Source organism: Actinoplanes sp. CA-142083, assembly GCF_050942195.1.
Taxonomy (GTDB): Bacteria; Actinomycetota; Actinomycetes; order Mycobacteriales; family Micromonosporaceae; genus Actinoplanes.
Genome location: NZ_CP192076.1, coordinates 5,629,341 through 5,647,558 on the forward strand (window position 1 = coordinate 5,629,341; position 18,218 = coordinate 5,647,558).

The 18,218-nt window shown below is 70.2% G+C and carries 12 protein-coding genes; 8 read left to right on the forward strand and 4 right to left on the reverse strand.

The features are described 5' to 3' along the window. Window positions 1-4 precede the first annotated feature (4 nt). Together ACQPZX_RS25860 and ACQPZX_RS25865 are read right to left on the reverse strand one after the other, a co-directional pair. Window positions 5-2,890: a glycoside hydrolase family 48 protein gene (locus ACQPZX_RS25860; RefSeq protein WP_433385435.1), complete on the reverse strand. Its 2,886-nt coding sequence runs from the start codon at window positions 2,888-2,890 to the stop codon at window positions 5-7. Window positions 2,891-2,965: 75 nt separating this feature from the next. After that, window positions 2,966-5,638, reverse strand: coding sequence for a cellulose binding domain-containing protein (locus ACQPZX_RS25865; RefSeq protein WP_433359945.1), 2,673 nt, complete (start codon window positions 5,636-5,638; stop codon window positions 2,966-2,968). A 267-nt stretch (window positions 5,639-5,905) separates the two neighbouring features. On the opposite strand from ACQPZX_RS25865, the gene ACQPZX_RS25870 reads away from it, so the two are divergent. The 7 genes from ACQPZX_RS25870 to ACQPZX_RS25900 all read left to right on the forward strand — a co-directional run bounded on the left by ACQPZX_RS25870 (window position 5,906) and on the right by ACQPZX_RS25900 (window position 15,914). Further along, on the forward strand, window positions 5,906-7,270 hold the full coding sequence (locus tag ACQPZX_RS25870) for a UDP-glucose dehydrogenase family protein (protein WP_433359948.1): 1,365 nt from the start codon (window positions 5,906-5,908) through the stop codon (window positions 7,268-7,270). 595 nt (window positions 7,271-7,865) lie between these two features. Further along, window positions 7,866-9,236: an ABC transporter substrate-binding protein gene (locus tag ACQPZX_RS25875; protein ID WP_433359951.1), complete on the forward strand. Its 1,371-nt coding sequence runs from the start codon at window positions 7,866-7,868 to the stop codon at window positions 9,234-9,236. A 96-nt stretch (window positions 9,237-9,332) separates the two neighbouring features. Continuing rightward, on the forward strand, window positions 9,333-10,316 hold the full coding sequence (locus ACQPZX_RS25880) for a carbohydrate ABC transporter permease (protein WP_433359954.1): 984 nt from the start codon (window positions 9,333-9,335) through the stop codon (window positions 10,314-10,316). Next, the gene (locus ACQPZX_RS25885; RefSeq protein WP_433359957.1) at window positions 10,313-11,227 is read left to right on the forward strand and encodes a carbohydrate ABC transporter permease; all 915 of its coding nucleotides are present in this window, start codon (window positions 10,313-10,315) and stop codon (window positions 11,225-11,227) included. The genes ACQPZX_RS25880 and ACQPZX_RS25885 overlap by 4 nt, the downstream gene beginning before the upstream one ends. A gap of 329 nt (window positions 11,228-11,556) precedes the next feature. Continuing rightward, window positions 11,557-14,085 carry a LuxR C-terminal-related transcriptional regulator gene (locus ACQPZX_RS25890; RefSeq protein WP_433359960.1) on the forward strand — a complete coding sequence of 843 codons (2,529 nt, stop codon included), beginning with the start codon at window positions 11,557-11,559 and terminating at the stop codon, window positions 14,083-14,085. Window positions 14,086-14,177: 92 nt separating this feature from the next. Further along, window positions 14,178-14,489: a hypothetical protein gene (locus ACQPZX_RS25895; RefSeq protein WP_433359963.1), complete on the forward strand. Its 312-nt coding sequence runs from the start codon at window positions 14,178-14,180 to the stop codon at window positions 14,487-14,489. A gap of 180 nt (window positions 14,490-14,669) precedes the next feature. Beyond that, a complete protein-coding gene (locus ACQPZX_RS25900; RefSeq protein ID WP_433359966.1) occupies window positions 14,670-15,914 on the forward strand; it encodes an alkaline phosphatase in 1,245 nt (414 codons plus the stop codon). Here ACQPZX_RS25900 and ACQPZX_RS25905 read toward each other — a convergent pair. Both ACQPZX_RS25905 and ACQPZX_RS25910 read right to left on the reverse strand, forming a co-directional pair. Then, complete coding sequence (locus tag ACQPZX_RS25905; RefSeq protein WP_433359969.1) at window positions 15,875-17,233, reverse strand: DHA2 family efflux MFS transporter permease subunit; 1,359 nt, start codon at window positions 17,231-17,233, stop codon at window positions 15,875-15,877. The genes ACQPZX_RS25900 and ACQPZX_RS25905 overlap by 40 nt on opposite strands. Further along, window positions 17,230-17,793 carry an NADPH-dependent FMN reductase gene (locus ACQPZX_RS25910; RefSeq protein WP_433359972.1) on the reverse strand — a complete coding sequence of 188 codons (564 nt, stop codon included), beginning with the start codon at window positions 17,791-17,793 and terminating at the stop codon, window positions 17,230-17,232. The genes ACQPZX_RS25905 and ACQPZX_RS25910 overlap by 4 nt, the downstream gene beginning before the upstream one ends. 63 nt (window positions 17,794-17,856) lie before the next feature. On the opposite strand from ACQPZX_RS25910, the gene ACQPZX_RS25915 reads away from it, so the two are divergent. Next, entirely contained in the window at window positions 17,857-18,216 is a 360-nt protein-coding gene (locus tag ACQPZX_RS25915) for a MerR family transcriptional regulator (RefSeq protein ID WP_433359975.1), read from the forward strand. The last annotated feature ends 2 nt before the right edge of the window (window positions 18,217-18,218 follow it).

Here is an 18,218-nt window from a genome sequence, read left to right on the forward strand (position 1 = left end):
CCCCTCATCCGTTCGGGAACAGGCGGGCGAAGTCGGCGTAGCCGGTGGCGACGTCGACCTGCGCCCAGAAGCGGTGGTAGTTGAATGTCGGCGCCGCGCCGCCGTTCAGGTAGGCCTGGACCTTCGGCCAGTCCGGGTCGTTCTTGTACCAGGAGCGGATGTCCAGGAAGGACTTGCCGGGGGCGATCACGTCGCCGTTCGGCATCTTGCCGCTCCAGCCCTGCGGGATGTAGAGACCCTGGCCGGTCGAGGCGTTGTAGACGTCGTCGAACCGGTTGTAGTCGGCGCGGGTCTCGGTCACCGAGACGCCCTTGGCGTCCTTCTTCGTCCAGATCGCGTCGAGCAGGTTCTTGGCCGCCGTCTTGGCCGCGGCGTTGCCCGACTTGGCGGCGTAGTAGGTGAGCAGCTTGGCGAACGAGCCCGCCACGCCGAGGTCCTGGCCCTTGCTCGTCACGGTGACGTGCAGGTTGGTGTTGGCGGCCGGGCTCGACGGGTTCCACGTGGCGGGAGCGCCCGACCACGACATGTCCGACGGGATGGAGAAGCTCGTAGCGGTGATGGTGCTCTGGCCGAGGGCCCACGGGACCCACTTGTCCAGAACCGCCTTGGCCTTGGTGTCACCGGTCGTGTAGTAGTACTCGGCCAGCCGCTCCAGCGACCAGGTCTGCATGCCGAACCACTGGTTGGACGGCGGGTCGGCGTAGACCGGGGCCACGACGTAGGACAGGCCGTAGAAGGTCGGCGTGCCGGCCGGCGGCGCCGAGTAGTTGCCGTTCCAGCTGTTGGTCGCGCCGCCGGCGATGGCGCCCTCGGACGACTGCAGCCACTGGTAGAACTCGAGCTGCCGGTTCAGGCTGGCCTGCCAGTCCGCCTTCGCGGTGGCGCCCTTGGGGGCGAACGCGCTGACGTTGCTCAGCACGTACGCGGCCATCGGGTTCTGGTAGCCGAAATGGCTCGTGCTGGAGCCGATGCGCCACGCCCATCCGGCGCTGGTGTCGTAGGCGCCACCCCAGGCGTAGTACCACGACATCAGGTTGTTGGAGGCGTTCTTGCCGGTGCCGGCCGCGCACGAGGTGCTGGTGCAGCCGGGCTGCTTGAAGTACTTGTCGTAGAAGGAGTACCGCAGGTAGTCACCCATCTTGGCGGCGTTGGACACCGCGGTGGAGATCTGCGAGGCCTTGCCCTGCTGGGTGGCCCAGGTGTACGCCCAGTACGCCGCCTGCACCGCGCGCGAGTCCGCGTCCGGCGCGTTGGTGTACTTCCACTGCTTGGCGTAGCTGGCGTCCTTGGTGAACAGGTCCAGGTAGCCGTTCGGCCCGCCGGCGGTGAAGGTGTCGCAGGACGGCTGCGGGACGGTCTCCCACGTCGACTCCTGCGGCCCGCGCTGGAAGGTGTTGATGTAGGCGACCCGGGTGGTCTTGTCACCGCAGTGCCCGAAGCCGTACGTGTTGTCGACGTCGAGCAGCCAGTGCATGCCGTAGATGTCGTCGGTGCCGTACGCGCTCTTGAGCTCCGACGCGAGCGGATCCGACCCGACCGACACGCTGGTGTCCAGCTGCGACGGGTACGACGACGGCAGCGGGTACTCCGCCGCATAGGTCGCCGGCTTGGACGCGTTGTAGTTGGCGTTGGTCGGCTGGTCGGCGTGCGACGGGATGATGTACTTCTCCATCGTCGACCAGGCCGAGTTGAACGGCGCCCAGTCCTCGGTCGCGGCCCCGTGCTCGGCTTCCAGCCACAGCCAGTAGCTGAACGCCTCGGACGTGGTCTCGTGACCCTGGTCCGGCGCCTCGTCGATCAGCGTCTCGATCGAGTGGTACGGCACGCCCTCGGGGCTGAAGTAGCCGTTGGACGGGTTCTTGATGTCGTTGTAGAGCTGGGTGAACCGGGCGTCGACCGCGCCCTGGACGACCACGTTCGCCTGGACTGAAGCGGCGGTGTAGCCGCTGGCGGTGGCCGCGAAGGTGGCGGTGGAACCGGCGGTGGCCGCGCTGGTTGCGGCGACCGTGACGGTCTGCCCGGTGCTCCAGTTGGACGGCGTGAACGTCAGCGAGGCCGGCGTCGCGGAGACCGCGGTGGAGCCGGCGCTGCGGGCGATCGCGACCGTCACGTTGGCGGTCGGCGCCGCCGAGAGAGCCAGCTTGAACGTCGAGCTCTCGCCGGGCGAGACGGTCACCGAGGTGGCGTCCGCGACGATCGCCGGCGAGGTGCTGGCGTCGACGAAGACGGGCACGTCGGCGGTGCTGCTCTTGGCGCCGGTGCTGTCGTACGAGATGGCCTGCAGGTGGTAGGCCGCGGTCTGCTGCGGCACCCCGCCCCAGGTGTAGGTGTACGGCGCGGCGGTGTCGGTGTTGAGCAGCAGGCCGTCGTGGTAGAACTCGACCTTGCTGATCGTCCGCCCGGTGGCCGCGGTGGCGGTGGCCGTGATCGGGATCGACGCCGGCGCGGTGTAGCGCGTGTTCGCCGCCGGCGCGGAGATCGCGACCGTAGGCCCGGCCACCGCGCCGTTGCACGCGGTGCCGTTGACGCTGAACGCCGTGGGAACCGGGTTGGCCGACCCGAAGGTGCCGTTGAAGCCGGTGCCGACCGTGCCGTTGGTGGGGATGCCGCCGTTCCAGCTCGCGCTGGTGACGGTGACGTGCTGGCCGCTCTGCGAGTAGGTGCCGTTCCACCCCTGGGACACCTTCTGCGAGGCGTCGGGGAAGTCGTACTCGAGCTTCCAGCTGCTCACCGGGTCACCGGAGTTGGTGATCTGGATGTCGCCGGTGAAGCCGCCGGGCCATTGGCTGGCCACCTTGTACACGACGGTGCAGCCGGCCGCTGCTTGGGCCGGCACGCCGGCCGCGAGGGCGATGCCGGCACCGAGGACTACGGTGCCGGCCACCGCCAATCCGCGGCGGAGGCGATGCTTGTGTGGTCGCACGGGGTTTCCTTTCCGAGGGGTGGGGACGGGGAGCTGCCCCGCTCAGCTCGATGCCGAGCAGGTGATCGGGGAGGGAACCGGGTTGGTGGTGCCGGTCGTGCTGCCGAGGAATCCGAAGGTGGTGGTGCCTCCGGCGGACAGCGCGCCGTTGTAACTGGCATTGGTCACGCGCACGGTCGTTCCGGTCTGGGTGACCGTTCCGCTCCAGAGCTGCGTGACGGTCTGCCCGGCGGTGTAGGTCCAGCCGACGGCCCAGCTCCTGGTGGCCGCGCTGCCGGTGTTGGCGACCGTGACCTCGCCCTGGAAGCCACCGCTCCACGAGCCGGTGATCTTGTAGGTGGCCGTGCAGCCGCCGGTCGGATTCGGCGTCGTCGGGCTCGGGCTCGGCGTCGTCGGGCTCGGGCTCGGGGTCGTCGGCGACGGGGACGGCGTGGTCGGGCTCGGTGTGGGCGACGACGTGCCGCCGGTGGGTGTGGTCGCCGTGGTGGTGCGGTCGGCGTAGAGGATGCCGCGGCCGTTGGTGCCCAGGTAGACGCGGCCGAAGACGCGCGGGTCGCCGGCGAGGGCGTCGCCCATGTTGCCGTACTGGTGGGCGTCGTCGTTGATCCGCACCCAGGAGGTGCCGGCGTTGTCGGAACGGAAGACACCGGTGACGCCGTCGACCGTGCCGACCAGGAAAACGGCCAGATGCGACTGGCCGGGCGCGGCCTTGCCGAAGGCCACGTTGATGCCGCTGGTCACCGAGGCGACCTTGGTGAAGGTGGCGCCGGAGTCGGTGGACTTCAGCAGCCCGGACTCGCCGGCGAACCAGACCTCGCCCTCGACGCCCGGAACCGCGTGGAAATGGAGCCGGCCCGAGCTCGGCATGGCGGCGGAGGATGCCGTGAACGAGGCGCCTCCGTCCTTGCTCGTGTAGAACTTGCCGGCGGCGTACGCGTAGAAGGTCTTGGGGTTGACCCGGTCGGACTCGACGACGGCGCCGGCCGGAAGGCCGGAGGACGCCGTCCACGAGCTGCCGCGCGTGGTGGAGTAGTAGACGCCGGTGCCCTGGGGCGACCAGACCATGGATCCGGCGTCGGCGCCGACCGCGATGGTGCCGCCGCCGGTGACGCCGGACGGCTCCTGGCCCTGGTACCAGTTCTTGCCGCCGTCGGAGGAGATGCCGATGTGCGGGGCCGCGTCCGCGTTCCCGACTCGCGCGAACACCGTGGGCGTGAGTTCGGCGAAGTCGAGGCTGGTGTTGCTGCCCAGCGCGGGGGTGTCGTGGAAGCTTGCCTGCACGGCGTCGAGGCTCGCGTGGTAGAAGCCGCCGATGTCGCCGAGCGCGCTGACCAGGGGCGCGCCGCTCGGCGGGCTCGCGAGATCGAGAACCGCGGTCTCTTCGAGGCCCTTGGCCACCGGCTTGATCGTGATGGTGCTGCCGGCGTCCCAGTTCGTCAGGTTCGTGGTGCCGTAGACGGTGGCGCCGGTGCCGTACATCATCCGGTTGGAGTTGAACGGGTCGATCGCCAGGGTCTCGTTCATCCAGCCGAGCTTCGGCGTGGATTCGGGCGGTTGCGGGTTGGTGTTGAAGTCGAGCCACGGGTTGGCGGAGATGTCCATGGTGTAGCGCTTGGACATGCTCGGGTAGCTCGTCCAGTCCCAGGCTCGCGTCCACGTGGCGCCGTAGTCGGTGCTGCGGAAGAAAATGGCGTCCGGCCACCAGGAGATCTGGGTGGCGACCATCAGCGTGCCGGGTTTCTGCGGATCGACGGTGAGCCCGGAGTAGCCGTAGTACTGGTCGGCGGCCGCCGTCGGCGTGATGTTGGTCCAGGCCCCCGTGGTGATGTCGTACTTCCAGACGCCGCCGTTCGCGCCGTCGTAGGGGCCACCGGTATCACTTGTCGCGATATAAAGGAAATTTCCCTGTACGACGCCCTTGTGCGGGAGGTATCCGGTCGGCTGCCCGGCGATCCGGGTCCAGGTGGCGCCGCCGTCGGCCGACGTGTAGACCGGGTTGGCCTTGTCCATGACGCCGACGAAGATGCGGTTGGCCGCGCCGAAGGTGACCCACCCGATGCCCTGGTTCTGGTTCAGGTAGTTGTTGGTGTCGGCCGGGTCCTGCACGTAGTCGCCGGCGTTCGGGAAGCTGGTGACCTTGCTGAAGGTGGCGCCGTAGTCCGAGCTCTTGTAGAGGCCGTTGCCGCCTTCGGCCGCGAACCACACGTTCTTGTTGTTGTTCGGGTCGACCGCGAGGCGCTCGCCGACGCCCCGGCCCGGCATGTTGCCGCCGTTCTTGAACGGCAGCGTGGTGACCTGCCACGTCGCGCCCTTGTCGGACGAGCGCAGGATGGCGCCGTTGTTCGGGTCCCAGTCGTTGGTGTACATGCCGACCGCGGCGTACACCCGCTTGGTGTCGACGGGGTCGGGCGCGATCGACAGCACGCCGTTGTAGCCCCAGTTGTTCTGGCCCACCCAGTCGAGCAGCGGCGTCCAGCTCTGGTCGGTCTCGTTCCACCGGTACGCGCCGCCGATGTCGGTGCGCGCGTAGATCAGGTTCTTCTCGCCCGGGTTGAAGACGACGGCCGGGACGAAGCCGCCGCCGTCGATGCGGACGTTCTTCCAGTTGTACGGGTCGGCGGCCGCCGCCGACGCTGTGGTCGGCTCCGCCAGGGCGACCGCCATCGCCCCGGCTAACAGGGCGAAGACGGCCGCCCCGATGGCTTTACTCCTCATCCGGCACCTTCCATCGATGGGCGTTCACATGGGAGCGCTCCCAGAAGCGTCGGCCCCGCGTCACGTTCCTGTCAAGACCCTGAAACCGGCCGTTGACAATGGTGCCTATTTACTAATTGGCGGCCGTAAATTGCTTAAAAACGTTCAGCAACGCCCCGAAATGGGGTGAACACTTACCGTCAACCGGGCGGACGCTTAAGTGCCGGGGTAGCGTTTCCACAGCTGTGTACGATGTGCCGTTGATTGGTGTCGGCTGAGGAGCGTTTTATGAGGGTTTGCGTTGTCGGGACGGGCTATGTCGGGCTCACGACCGGGGTCAGCCTCGCTTTCCTCGGCCACCACGTGACCTGCGTCGACCTCGATCAGCGCAAGGTCGACATGCTCAACGCGGGCCGCTGCCCCATCTACGAGCCGGGGATGGAGGACCTGCTCGCCGAGGCGACGGCCAACCTGACCTTCACCACCAGCTACGCCGAGGCGGTGCCCGGCGCCGACGTGGTGTTCGTCGCGGTGCAGACCCCGTCGGCCGCCGACGGCAGCCCCGACCTGCGCTACCTGAACTCGGCCGCGGAGAGCGTCGCGCAGCACCTCGACCACGACTTCACCGTGGTCGTCAACAAGTCGACAGTGCCGATCGGCAGCGGCAACTGGGTGGACGCGATTCTGCGCGAGTCGTTCGCGCAGCGGGAGGACCGGCCCGAGGGCTGCGAATTCTCGGTCGCCTCCAATCCCGAGTTCCTGCGCGAGGGCAACGCCATCCACGACACGCTCTTCCCCGACCGGATCGTGATCGGCTCCGACAATCCGCGCGCTCTCGAGGTGCTCAACCAGCTCTACCGGCCGATCATCAACCAGACGTTCACGGCGCCCAGTTTCTCGCCGCGCCCCGACGACATCGGCGCGGTTCCGCTGGTCTCCACCGATCTGGCCTCCGCTGAACTGATCAAGTACGCGGCCAACGCCTTCCTCGCCCTGAAGATCAGCTACGCGAACGAGATCGGCCAGCTGGCCGCCAAGGTCGGCGCCGACATCACCGAGGTGACTCGCGGCATGGGCCTCGACCAGCGGATCGGCTCGCGCTTCCTGCAGGCCGGCGTCGGCTGGGGCGGCTCCTGCTTCGGCAAGGACACCAAGGCGCTGATCGCCACCGCCAGCGAGTACAACTACGAGATGCCGATCGTGCGGGCCGCCCGCGAGGTCAACGAGCGGCAGCGCCTGGTCGCCGTCGAGCGCCTGCAGGACGAGCTGCGCATCCTCAAGGGCCGCAAGATCGGCCTGCTCGGCCTGGCCTTCAAGCCCAACACCGACGACCTGCGCGACTCCCCCGCCCTCGACATCGCCAACCTGCTGCTGGCGCGCGGCGCCCGGGTCCGCCTGCACGACCCGATCGCGGCCGAGCGGTTCCGCCGCGAGCAGCCGGAGCTGGCGCCGTACCTGTCGGAGACCCTCGACGGCCTCTTCGACGACTGCGACGCCGTGGTGCTGGTGACCGAGTGGGCGCAGTACCTCGAGCTCGACTGGGGCAAGTTCGTCGGCCTGATGCGCACCCCGATCCTGCTGGACGGCCGCCACGTGCTGGACGCCGACCGCATGGGCCGCCTCGGCTACAAGTACCTCGCCATCGCCGGCTGAGCTGGATCGCCACGGCCCGGCGCGCGGCCGGGCTGAGGCGCCATGGCCCGGGCCCGTGCGTGGCCAGGCTGCGTGCGGCCCGTCGCGGCAGGTCGATGGCTGGGCTGCGGCGCCATGGCCCGGGCCCGTGCGTGGCCAGGCTGCGTGCGGCCCGTCGCGGCCCGCCCCTTGCCCCGCGCCCCTCGCGCCCGCTCCCGCCCGGAAATATCCGTTTATGTCGGGCGTGGCGCCGCGCCCGCGCCGGCGTTGATGACCTGGCGTTCGCCATGAACGGCAGGTCATCAAGATTCGGCGGCGCCCGCCTGAGACGTAGGCCCGGATAGTCCGCTTTCGACCCGACACACCGGCCGTCCCCGGGATATCCCAGATATCCCTGCGGGGCGGCCGCTTTGCGACTAGGGTGCTTTGAGGGCCTGACCAGCACTTCTTCCTTAACCGGTTAAGCCCGATATGGGGCCGCAGCCGTATCGTTACCGAGTCGATCAAGCGGAAATCATTGCGCAACGTCCCGGTTACCTCTTGACTGTGAGCCAAGTAGCGCTTCGGACGGCGACGTCTTTGGACGTCGGAGGCGCGATTTGACATAGGGAGCGGTATGTTCGGTCAACCTACGAGCCCGCGTTTTCGGGCCGTGCTCGCCGGCACGCTGAGCGCCGGGCTGGTCTTCAGCGTGGCAGCCTGCGGTGACAGCGGCGACGACGGCGACAGCGCGTCGACGGACGCGTCGGCTTCGGCTATCGACTGTTCGCCATACACGAAATTCGGTGATCTCAAGGGCAAGACGGTCTCGGTCTACACGAGCATCGTGACCCCCGAGGACACCCCGCAGATCAATTCGTACAAGCCTTTCGAGCAGTGCACCGGCGTCACGATCAAGTACGAGGGCGACAAGTCCTTCGAGACGCAGGTCCTGGTGCGCGCCAAGGCCGGCAACCCGCCGGACATCGCGTACGTGCCGCAGCCCGGCCTGCTCAAGCAGCTGGTCGCCACCGGCAAGGCGGTCGCCGCGCCGCCCGAGACCGAGGCCAACGTCGACAAGTTCTGGTCCAAGGACTGGAAGTCGTACGGCACGGTCGACGGCAAGTTCTACGCCGCTCCGCTCGGCGCGAACGTGAAGTCGCTGGTCTGGTACTCGCCGGGCGAGTTCAAGGACTCCGGCTACGCGGTCCCGACCACGCTCGACGAGCTCAAGACGCTCACCGACAAGATGGTCGCCGACGGCAAGAAGCCGTGGTGCGCGGGCATCAACTCCGGTGACGCCACCGGCTGGCCGGTCACCGACTGGGTCGAGGACTTCATGCTCCGGCTCTACGGCCCGGAGACGTACGACAAGTGGGTCAACCACCAGATCCCGTTCAACGGCCCCGAGTCCACCGCGGCCTTCGACGCGGTCGGCGGGTACCTGAAGAACGACAAGTACGTCAACGGCGGTCTCGGCGACGTCAAGAGCATCGCGACCACGACCTTCCAGGACGCCGGTCTCCCGATCCTCGACGACCAGTGCGAGATGCACCGCCAGGCCAGCTTCTACGCGGCCAACTGGCCCAAGGGCACCAAGGTGGCCGAGGACGGCGACGTCTTCGCGTTCTACCTGCCCGGCAAGGACGCCTCGGCCAAGCCCGTGCTCGGCGCCGGCGAGTTCACCCTCGCCTTCGCGGACCGGCCCGAGGTCAAGGCGTTCCAGACCTACCTGTCCTCCGACACCTGGGCCAACACCAAGGCCAAGCTGTCGAGCGGCTGGGTCAGCGCCAACAAGGGTCTCGACCCGAACAACCTGACGAACCCGATCGACCAGCTGTCGGCGAAGATCCTGCTCGACCCGGCCTCGCAGTTCCGGTTCGACGGCTCCGACCAGATGCCCGCCGCGGTCGGCTCGGACTCGTTCTGGAAGCAGGCGACCGCGTGGATCACCGGTCAGGACACCAAGACGACCGTGGACAACATCGAAAAGTCTTGGCCCAAGTGATCTGATTAGCTCCATCGGGGCCGGTCGGGAAGGCATCCCCTTCCTGGCCGGCCCTCAGCCTCTTCCTCTCCAAGAAGTGAAGGAGGTACGGGTCGCGTGTTCAACACCGCCTCCACCACCCCTGAAAAGCTCCTGCAGATGCTCGCGGCGCTGCTGCTGTTCGCAGCGGTCATGGGCATCGTCCTGTTCTTCGCCGGGCGGCTCGGCGGCCGTAAGGGCGACAAGTGGGTCGGGTATCTCTACCTGCTCCCGGTCGTCCTGCTGCTGCTGGTCGGCCTGGTCTACCCCGGCCTCCGCACCATCTACGAGTCGTTCTTCGACGCCGCCGGCAAGGCGTTCGTCGGCGTCGACAACTACAAGACCATCTTCACCGACAAGGACCAGCTCACGGTCCTGCGCAACACGGTCATCTGGGTGGTCATCACGCCGTTCCTGGCGACCGCGATCGGCCTGGTCTACGCGATCCTGGTGGACAAGTCCCGCTTCGAGTCGTTCGCCAAGGCGCTGATCTTCCTGCCGATGTCGATCTCCTTCGTGGCGGCGTCGGTCATCTGGAAGTTCATGTACGAGTACCGCCCCGATCAGGGCAACGTGAAGCAGATCGGCCTGATCAACCAGATCATCGTCTGGCTCGGCGGCAAGCCGGTCCAGCTGCTGATCGAGTCGCCGCTCAACACGCTTCTGCTGATCATCGTGATGATCTGGATCCAGGCCGGCTTCGCCATGACCGTGCTGTCGGCGGCCATCAAGGCGATCCCGGACGACATCGTCGAGGCCGCCCGGCTCGACGGCGTCAACGCCTGGACGATGTTCCGCAACATCACGGTGCCCAGCGTCCGGCCGACCATCGTGGTCGTGCTGACCACCATCGGCATCGGCACGCTGAAGGTCTTCGACATCGTCCGCACCATGACCGGCGGTAACTTCAAGACCAGCGTCGTGGCCAACGAGTTCTACAGCCAGACGTTCCGGGCCGACAACCAGGGCCTCGGCGCCGCGCTCGCGGTGCTGCTGTTCATCCTGGTCATCCCGGTGGTCGCCTACAACATCCGCCAGGTTCGTCAATCGGAGGCACGATGACCGCCGTAACTCCTCTGACGACCGGTCCCGAGGTCACCCCGAAGCAGGTGTCGGCGGCCGAGGTCGCCAAGAAGAAGCTCAGCTCCCCGTGGGCGTCGCTGTTCGCGATCGTCATCGCGGTGCTGTGGACGATCCCGACGTTCGGCCTGCTGATCTCCTCGTTCCGGCCGGAGCGGGCGATCAAGCGGACCGGCTGGTGGACGTTCTTCTCCGACCCGCAGGTCACGCTGGACAACTACCGGTCGGTCTTCGGCGCCGACGGTGGCGTCAACATGGCCGACTTCTTCGTCAACTCGCTGGTCATCTGCATCCCCTCGGTGCTGATCCCGCTGGCGCTGGCGTCGCTGGCCGCGTACGCCTTCGCCTGGATCGACTTCAAGGGCAAGAACTTCCTGTTCATCGCGATCTTCGCGCTGCAGATCGTTCCCCTGCAGGTCACCCTGCTCCCGTTGCTGAAGATCTTCGTCGACATCCACCTGACCGGCACGTTCTGGACGCTGTGGATCGCCCACTCGACGTTCGCCCTGCCCCTGGCCATCTATCTGCTGCACAACTTCATGCGGGAGGTGCCCGCCGGCCTGATCGAGGCCGCGCGGGTCGACGGCGCCGGGCACGTGTCGATCTTCTTCAAGGTGATGCTGCCGCTGCTCACCCCCGCGCTGGCGGCGTTCGGCATCTTCCAGTTCCTGTGGGTCTGGAACGACCTGCTGGTGGCCCTGGTCTTCGCGGGCGGCGGCAACGAGGTCGCCCCGATCACCCTGGCCCTGGCCAACCTCAGCGGCACCCGCGGCACCGCCTGGCAGCTGCTGTCGGCCGGCGCCTTCGTCTCCATCGCCGTGCCGGTGCTGGTGTTCCTGCTGCTGCAGCGGTACTTCGTCCGCGGCCTGCTGGCCGGCAGCGTCAAGGGATAGCTCGCGCGTTTCGCGAGGCCGCGTTCCGCTCTCCGCGGGCGCGGCCTCACCCTTGCGGATTGTCGGCACCGTCGCCCGGTTCCGCCCGCAGGGGCGAGCGGGAATGCTCGGGACATGGCGATCCGTGCTGACGAGGTCGCGCCGATGCTGGCGTTGGTACATGACGCCGCGACGGGCCGGGCTGCCACCGTGATGGCGTCCGGCGAGGCCGGCATCGGCAGACCTCGCTGCTGCGCGAGATCTGCACCGAGTCTCGCGGGCTGGTCCTGTGGGCGCCGTGCCTGCCGCTGACGTCCCTGGCGGCTCCGCTCCTCCCGTTGCGTACCGCGTTGCGCGACGTAGCCGAGCCGCCGTCGATGGGTGCAGCCGACGCCGTCCTCGAGTTCGACGCCTGGCTGGACCGGCAGGCCCGGGACCGGCTCGTGGTGCTGGCCGTCGACGACGTCCAGTGGGCCGACCAGAGCTCCCTGGACGTGCTCATGTACGTCATCGCGGGCCGGCCGGAGCGACGCCTGGCCGTCCTCGTGTCTCTGCGCACCGGCGACGAGCACCGGTTGCACCGCTGGCTCGCCGACGTCCGGCGGCTCCCCCGCGTGCACGAGCTGCGGCTCGGCCGGCTCGATCGCGTGTCGACCGGGGAACAGATCGGCGCCCTGCTCGGCCGTCCGCCGCACGAGTCCCTGGTCGATGAGGTCCATGACCGCTCCGGCGGCAACCCGTACCTCACCAGCCTGCTCGTCCGTGGCCTTCCCACCGATGCGCGATCGCTGCCTCCGCATCTGCCGACGGAGCTGCGCGACGCGCTGGCCCGATCGTGGCATGGCCTCTCCGCCGGCGCCCGGGCGCTGACGAGCCGGATCGCGGTGGCGGGACGCCCCCAGCCGGCGAGCGGCGCCGGCCTGCCGCTGCTGCGCGAGGCGGTCGACGCGGGGGTCCTGCGCGTCCAGGGCGACGAGCGCTACTGGTTCGTCCATCCCCTGCTGGCCGAGGTCCTGGTGGAGACCCTCCTCCCCGACGAGCGTCGCGCCCTGCACGCCGAGCTCGCCGAATCCACCGGCGATCCGATCGACCGCGCCGACCACTACCACCGGGCGGGGATGCCCGGGCCGGCGTATCGATGGGCCTTGCGCGCCGCCGACGCGGCCGAGGCGACCGGCGGCGCGGCCGAGGCGGTGGAACTACTGCGCCGGGCCTACCGGCTCCGCCCGGCCGGCGCCCACGCGTCGCCCGTCGAGCTGCAGCACCGCATCCGGCGAGCCGCCCGTCGGTCGGGCCGGGCCGCCGACGAGCTGTCCGCGATCGAGAAGCTCCTTGGTCGCGAGGCCGATCCGCTCGCCCGGGCCGAGCTCCTGGCGCGGCGCACCTTCCTGCGCTTCGCGCTCGGCATCGAGTTCGCCGGCGTCGCGGACGCCCGGGAGGCCGAGCGTCTCTCCGCCGGCCGGCCGGACAGCCGGGAGCATGCGCTGGCGACCGCCGAGCTAGCGCGGGACCTGCTCTGGCACGAGGACGCGTCGGGCGTCGCGAAGGCCGGCGAGGCGTTGCGACTGGCCCGGGCCGGCGGCTGGCCGGACGCGACCGGGTACGCCCTGGTCGCCAGCTCCATGGCGCACCTGACGACCGGTGATCTCGCCAGCGCGGCCGGGGCGGCCCGTGAGGCGCAGGAGATCGGCGTCCGGACCCGCGATCCCGACCTGGCGCTCAGCGCGGCCTACTGGGTGTCGAACACCGTGGACGCGCCATCGCTGCCGGTGCTCGCCGGGGAGGTCCGCCGGTGCCGCGAAGACCTCGAGCGCATCGGTGCCCCGCACAGCCAGGTCTCGGAGCTCTGCTCGGTGGAGGCCGACATCCTCCTCTGGGCCGGCGACTGGCGTGCGTGCCGGGAGCGCCTGTGGGTGGCCCTGGGCGCCCGGCCCAGCATCCGGGCCGACGTGCGTGCCCGCCACACCGCGGCGTTGCTGGCGAGCCGGCAAGGGCGGCACGCCGAGGCAGCGGCACACGCGACCCGGGCAGAGGAGCTGATCATGGAAAACGGCGAGTTCTGGCTGTTCCCGTTCGATGCCGTGCGCGCGGAACTGGCGGTGGCCGCGGGGGACGCCGAGCGAGCGATCGGCTGCGCGCGGCACGGCCTGGAACTCGACCCACAGCCCCAGGCTTGCGAGGTGCTGCTGCCGCTGGCGGCCCGGGCGATCGCCGATCTCGCCCAGGCCAGGCGGGACAATGGCGAGGAACCGGCGTCGGAGCTCGCCCGGATGCGCGAGCTCCGGGCGAAGTATCCCGCGATCGTCGCGGACGGCCCGGGAACGACCCGGCACGAACGGCTCTGGTTTCGCGCCATGCGGGAGCTGACCGGCGCCGAGACCGCGCGGTGCCGACGCGACCACGACGAAGCCGGGCGCTGGCACGCCACGGCGGACGCCTGCGCGGAGGCCGGGACGCCGTGGGAGGAGACCTACTGCCGATGGCGGGAGGCGCAGTCCGCGCTGCGGGAGCGGTCGGCGCGCCGGCCGGGGGTGGCCGCCCTTCGTCAGGCGTACGGGATGGCCATTGATCTTGAAGCGGACCCGCTGATCGGAAGTCTCGAGCTGCTCGCGCGCAACGCGCGCGTCATCCTCGTCGCGGTCGACGCCGCGCCGCCGCCGGCCGGCGCCATCCCCGGCCTTACCCGGCGGGAGCGCGAGATCCTCGCGCACGTCGTGGCCGGCCGCACCTACGGAGAGATCGCCCGCGCGCTCGTGCTGAGCGAGAAGACGGTGAGCGCGCACATCTCCAACATGCTGCGCAAGACCGGCACGACGGGCCGGGTCGAGCTGGCCGAGCTCGCGCATCGCCGTACTTGGGCCGGCGAGCCGGAAAACTGAGGGTCCGGCCCGGAAATCTGAGGATCGGCCCCCCATGTGCCGTGGAGGCCACCGGAGCAGCGTCGAAGACACACGACGCCACGGAGGCAACCATGAAGCGCATCAAGTTCTATCTCGCCGGGATCGTCGGGACCGCTGCCGTCGCGCTGATCCTGCCGGCGCCCGCCGCGGCCGTGCCGGACCGGCCGGCCGGCGAGGGAGCCGAGCAGTTGCGGCCCGCCGTCGAAGTGGTCGAGCGGCCCGTGAGAGTGCCGGTGGACGACTTCGGCGACGAGGCCACGCAGATGCTGGTCGCGGCCGCGCTGGGAGCCGTCGCCGCCGCTGCCGCCGGCCGCCGCCGTCCCCGCGAACAGCGGGACGGACCGAGCACGGTCATCGACCTCACCGAGTCGGTCCAGCTGTGACGATCCGGCCTTCGGCGCGCCTCTTGAATTTCGGGAGCATCCGGCATTTCCGGCGCGCGCCTCCTGTCGGGCGGCCATCCGGCGTTTACTCGGGGTCGAGGACATCGGCTCGCCTCTGGACTGGGAGGATTCGCGACCGCCGATCTCCGCGACAACGTCGTCGGGTGATGAGGAGGAGACATGTACGTCCGTACCGTGAAGTGGCTGGCCCCCGTGGTCGCCGTCGCCGTCTCGGCCGCCGGGGTCGCCGCGGCCCGGGCAAACAGCGACGGCCGGACCGCCGTACGCAATGTCATCTTCATCAACGGCGACGGCATGGCCGCCGCGCACCGCGAGGCGGCGCGCCTGTACTACGCCGGCCTCGACGGGCAGCTGATCATGGACTCGCTGCCGGTGTCGGGACAGCTCACCACCAGCCCGCACGACCCCGCGACCGCGGTGACCGACTCGGCCGCGGGGGCGAGCGCCTGGGCCACCGGCGTGCGCACCTACAACGGCGCCATCAGCGTCGATGTCGACCGCAACCCGCTGCCCACGCTCGGCGCCCAGGCCAAGGCGGCCGGGAAGGCCACCGGCCTGGTCACCACCGCGCAGGTGACCGACGCGAGCCCGGCCGCGTTCTTCGCCAACAGCGTCGACCGGGCCGCGCAGGACGACATCGCCCGCCAGTACCTCGAGGTCAGCCACCCCGACGTGATCCTGGGCGGCGGCGAGGACTGGTGGCTGCCGGCCGGCGATCCCGGCGCGTACCCCGACCAGCCGGCCGAGGACCCCACCGAGGGCAGCCGCGGCACCAAGGGCGACCTGATCGCCCGGGCCCGCGCCGACGGCTACCAGTACGTCTCCACCGCCGCGCAGCTCGCCGCCGCCCGCCGGGGGAAGCTTCTGGGCCTGTTCGCCAACGAGGAGCTGTTCCAGCAGAACCCCGAGGGTGAGGGCGACGTCTACGACCCGCCGGTCAGCCTCGCCACCATGACCCGCAAGGCGCTGGGCACGCTCGACACCGGCCGCCACGGGTTCTTCCTGTTCGTCGAGGAGGACGGTGTCGACGAGTTCGCGCACGACAACAACGGCGGGCGCGTGCTGCAGGCGATGGGCGAACTGGAGAAGGCCGTCGCGGTCGCCCGCGACTACGCCGCCACCCACCGCGGCACCCTGGTGATCGTGACCGGCGACCACGAGACCGGCGGCCTGGCCGTCGAGGACACCGCCACCACCGACGAGTCCGGCGACGGCGTCTCGGCCGAGGACGGCCCGTTCCCGGTCCACGGCAGCACGCTGAGCTTCAACCTCGACTGGACCACGGGCTCGCACACCAGCCAGAACGTGCCGATCACCGCCTACGGCCCGCTCGCCGGCCGCTTCACCGGCGAACACCCCAACACCTACGTCCACGAGGTGCTGGCGCCGGTCCTGACCCGCTGACCCATCCGCGTCGCCGCGGCGACGGCAAAGGCGATCAAGACCAAGCAGCACACGTACGGGACGGCGACCGGCCACGCGGAGTCCGGATGCGGCCCGGCCTCGGCGACGAGGGTGGCCATCGGGCGTTTCAGTTGAGCGGTCATCACCGTGGCCACCAGCGCGACGCCGAGGGCGGCCGACAGCTGCTGCACGAGCGCGAGCATGGTCGCCCCGCGCGGCGTCTCGCGGCCGTCGAGGTCGCGCAGCGCCACGGTCATCGCCGGCATCAGGGTCGCCCCGGAGCCGACGCCGAGCAGCACCGACCCCGCGACGACCGCCGGATAGCCGGTGTTCGTCGCGGTGGTCGCCAGCAAGGTCGCGACGCCGGTCAAGGCGGTCAGGACGCCGGTCGCCACGATGCGGCGCGGCGGCACCCGGTCGACCAGCCGGGTGGCGATCTGGACGGTCGCGCCGACCGCGAGCGCCGACGGGACGGCGATCGCGCCGGCGACGGCTGCCGGGTCGCCGCGGACCACCTGCACGACGATGGGCAGGATCGACAGCGCCCCGAAGTAGGCCGCCCCGAACGCGGCGAGAACCATCAGCGCGCTCCGGAACTCGTGGTGCCGCAGCAGGCTCAGGTCCAGGATCCGCCGCCGGAGCGCGACCGCGGCCAGGAGCAGGCCCGCCACTAGCACCGGCCACGCGGTCAGCGTGCAACCCAGCACCAGCAGGACGGCGCCCGCCGAGAGCAGCGCCAAGCCGGCCCAGTCGAGGCGGCCGGGGTTCGCTTCGGGGCTCTGGTGCGGGAGCAGCCGCGCGCACAACGCCGCCGCCGGCAAGCCGATCGGAACGTTGATCAGGAAGATCCAGCGCCAGGACGCCGTGTCGACCAGCCAGCCGGACAGCGGCGGCCCGAGGACCGGCCCGATGATCAGGGGCAGTCCGAGCAGGCTCATCAGCCGGCCGCGCCGCTCCCGCGGCACCGCCCGCAGCCCGATCGTCTGCCCGACCGGGTTGAGCAGCCCGCCGCCGAGGCCCTGCAGCGCGCGGAAGACGGCCAGCGACAGGGCGCCGGGGGCCAGCCCGGCCAGGGCCGAGAACAGCGTGAACCCGAGCAGCGCGAGCACGTAGACGCGGCGGGCCCCGAACCGGGCGACCAGCCATCCCGCGGCCGGGATGACGGCGACGATGCCGAGCAGGTAGGCGGTGGTGACCCATTGGACGGCGGTCAGGGTCGAGCCGAGCCCGGCCACCATCGCCGGCACCGCCACCGCGGTCACGGTCGTGTCGACCACGACCATCAGGCCGCCCAGGGCCAGCAGCAGCCCGGTCCTCACCGCTGGATGTAGGGCCGGTCGCGGCGGGCGTGGCGTAGCGTCTCGGCCCACCAGGCCAGCTCGCCGAGGGCCAGGTCGAAGGCCTTCGCCACGCCGTCCGGCGGCGCGTAGCCGGCCGGCCCCAGGTCGTACCACGGCGTGGTGAGGCCGACGCCGCGGCGGGTGGTGACCACGTGCAGCTCGGCGAGGACACCGCGCAGGTGCTCGGTGGCGAGCAGCCCGCCCTGCACGCCGTAGGAGAGCACAGTGGCCGGCTTGAACATCCACTCCCGGTAGTGCCAGTCGATCGCCCGTTTGAGCCCGGCCGGATAGCTGTGGTTGTACTCGGGCGTCACGATCACGTACGCGTCGGCGCGATCGATCCGCGGCGCGATCTCGGTCGGCCCGGCGCCGCCCGGCTGCAGCAGCTCGTCGTCCGGCAGGCTGATCTCGGCGAGGTCGATCAGGTCGGCGGTCATGCCCACGGCGGCGATCCGGCCGGTGGCCCAGTCCGCGACGGCCCGGCCCATCCGCTCGCCGCGCAGGCTCGCGGCGATCACCGCGTAGTTCGCTTCGGTCATGTCCCGAGCCTCGGACTTCAACATATGTTGAAGTCAAGCCGCGCGGCGGTGCAGGATGGCGGCATGACGGTGATGTTCACGAAATCGGTCGGCGAGGTGGCCGCCGAGGCCGGTGTGGCGGCGTCGGCGGTGCGCTTCTACGAGCAGCACGGCATCATCGGCGCCGTGCGCACCTCGGGCGATCAGCGCCGCTTCGACGAGAGCGCGGCCTGCCGCATCCGGGTGGCCAAGGTCGCCCAGCGGGTGGGCCTGACCGTCCGGGAGATCGCCGGGGTCTTCGCCGCGCTCCCGCACGATCCGCAGCCGGAGGACTGGGGCCGGGTCGCCGAGACCCTGATCGCGGAGGCCGAGGCCCGCACCGCCGCGCTCAGGGAGCACCTGGCCGGCCTGCGGTCGGGGGCGAAACTCTGCGACCTGGCCTGAGG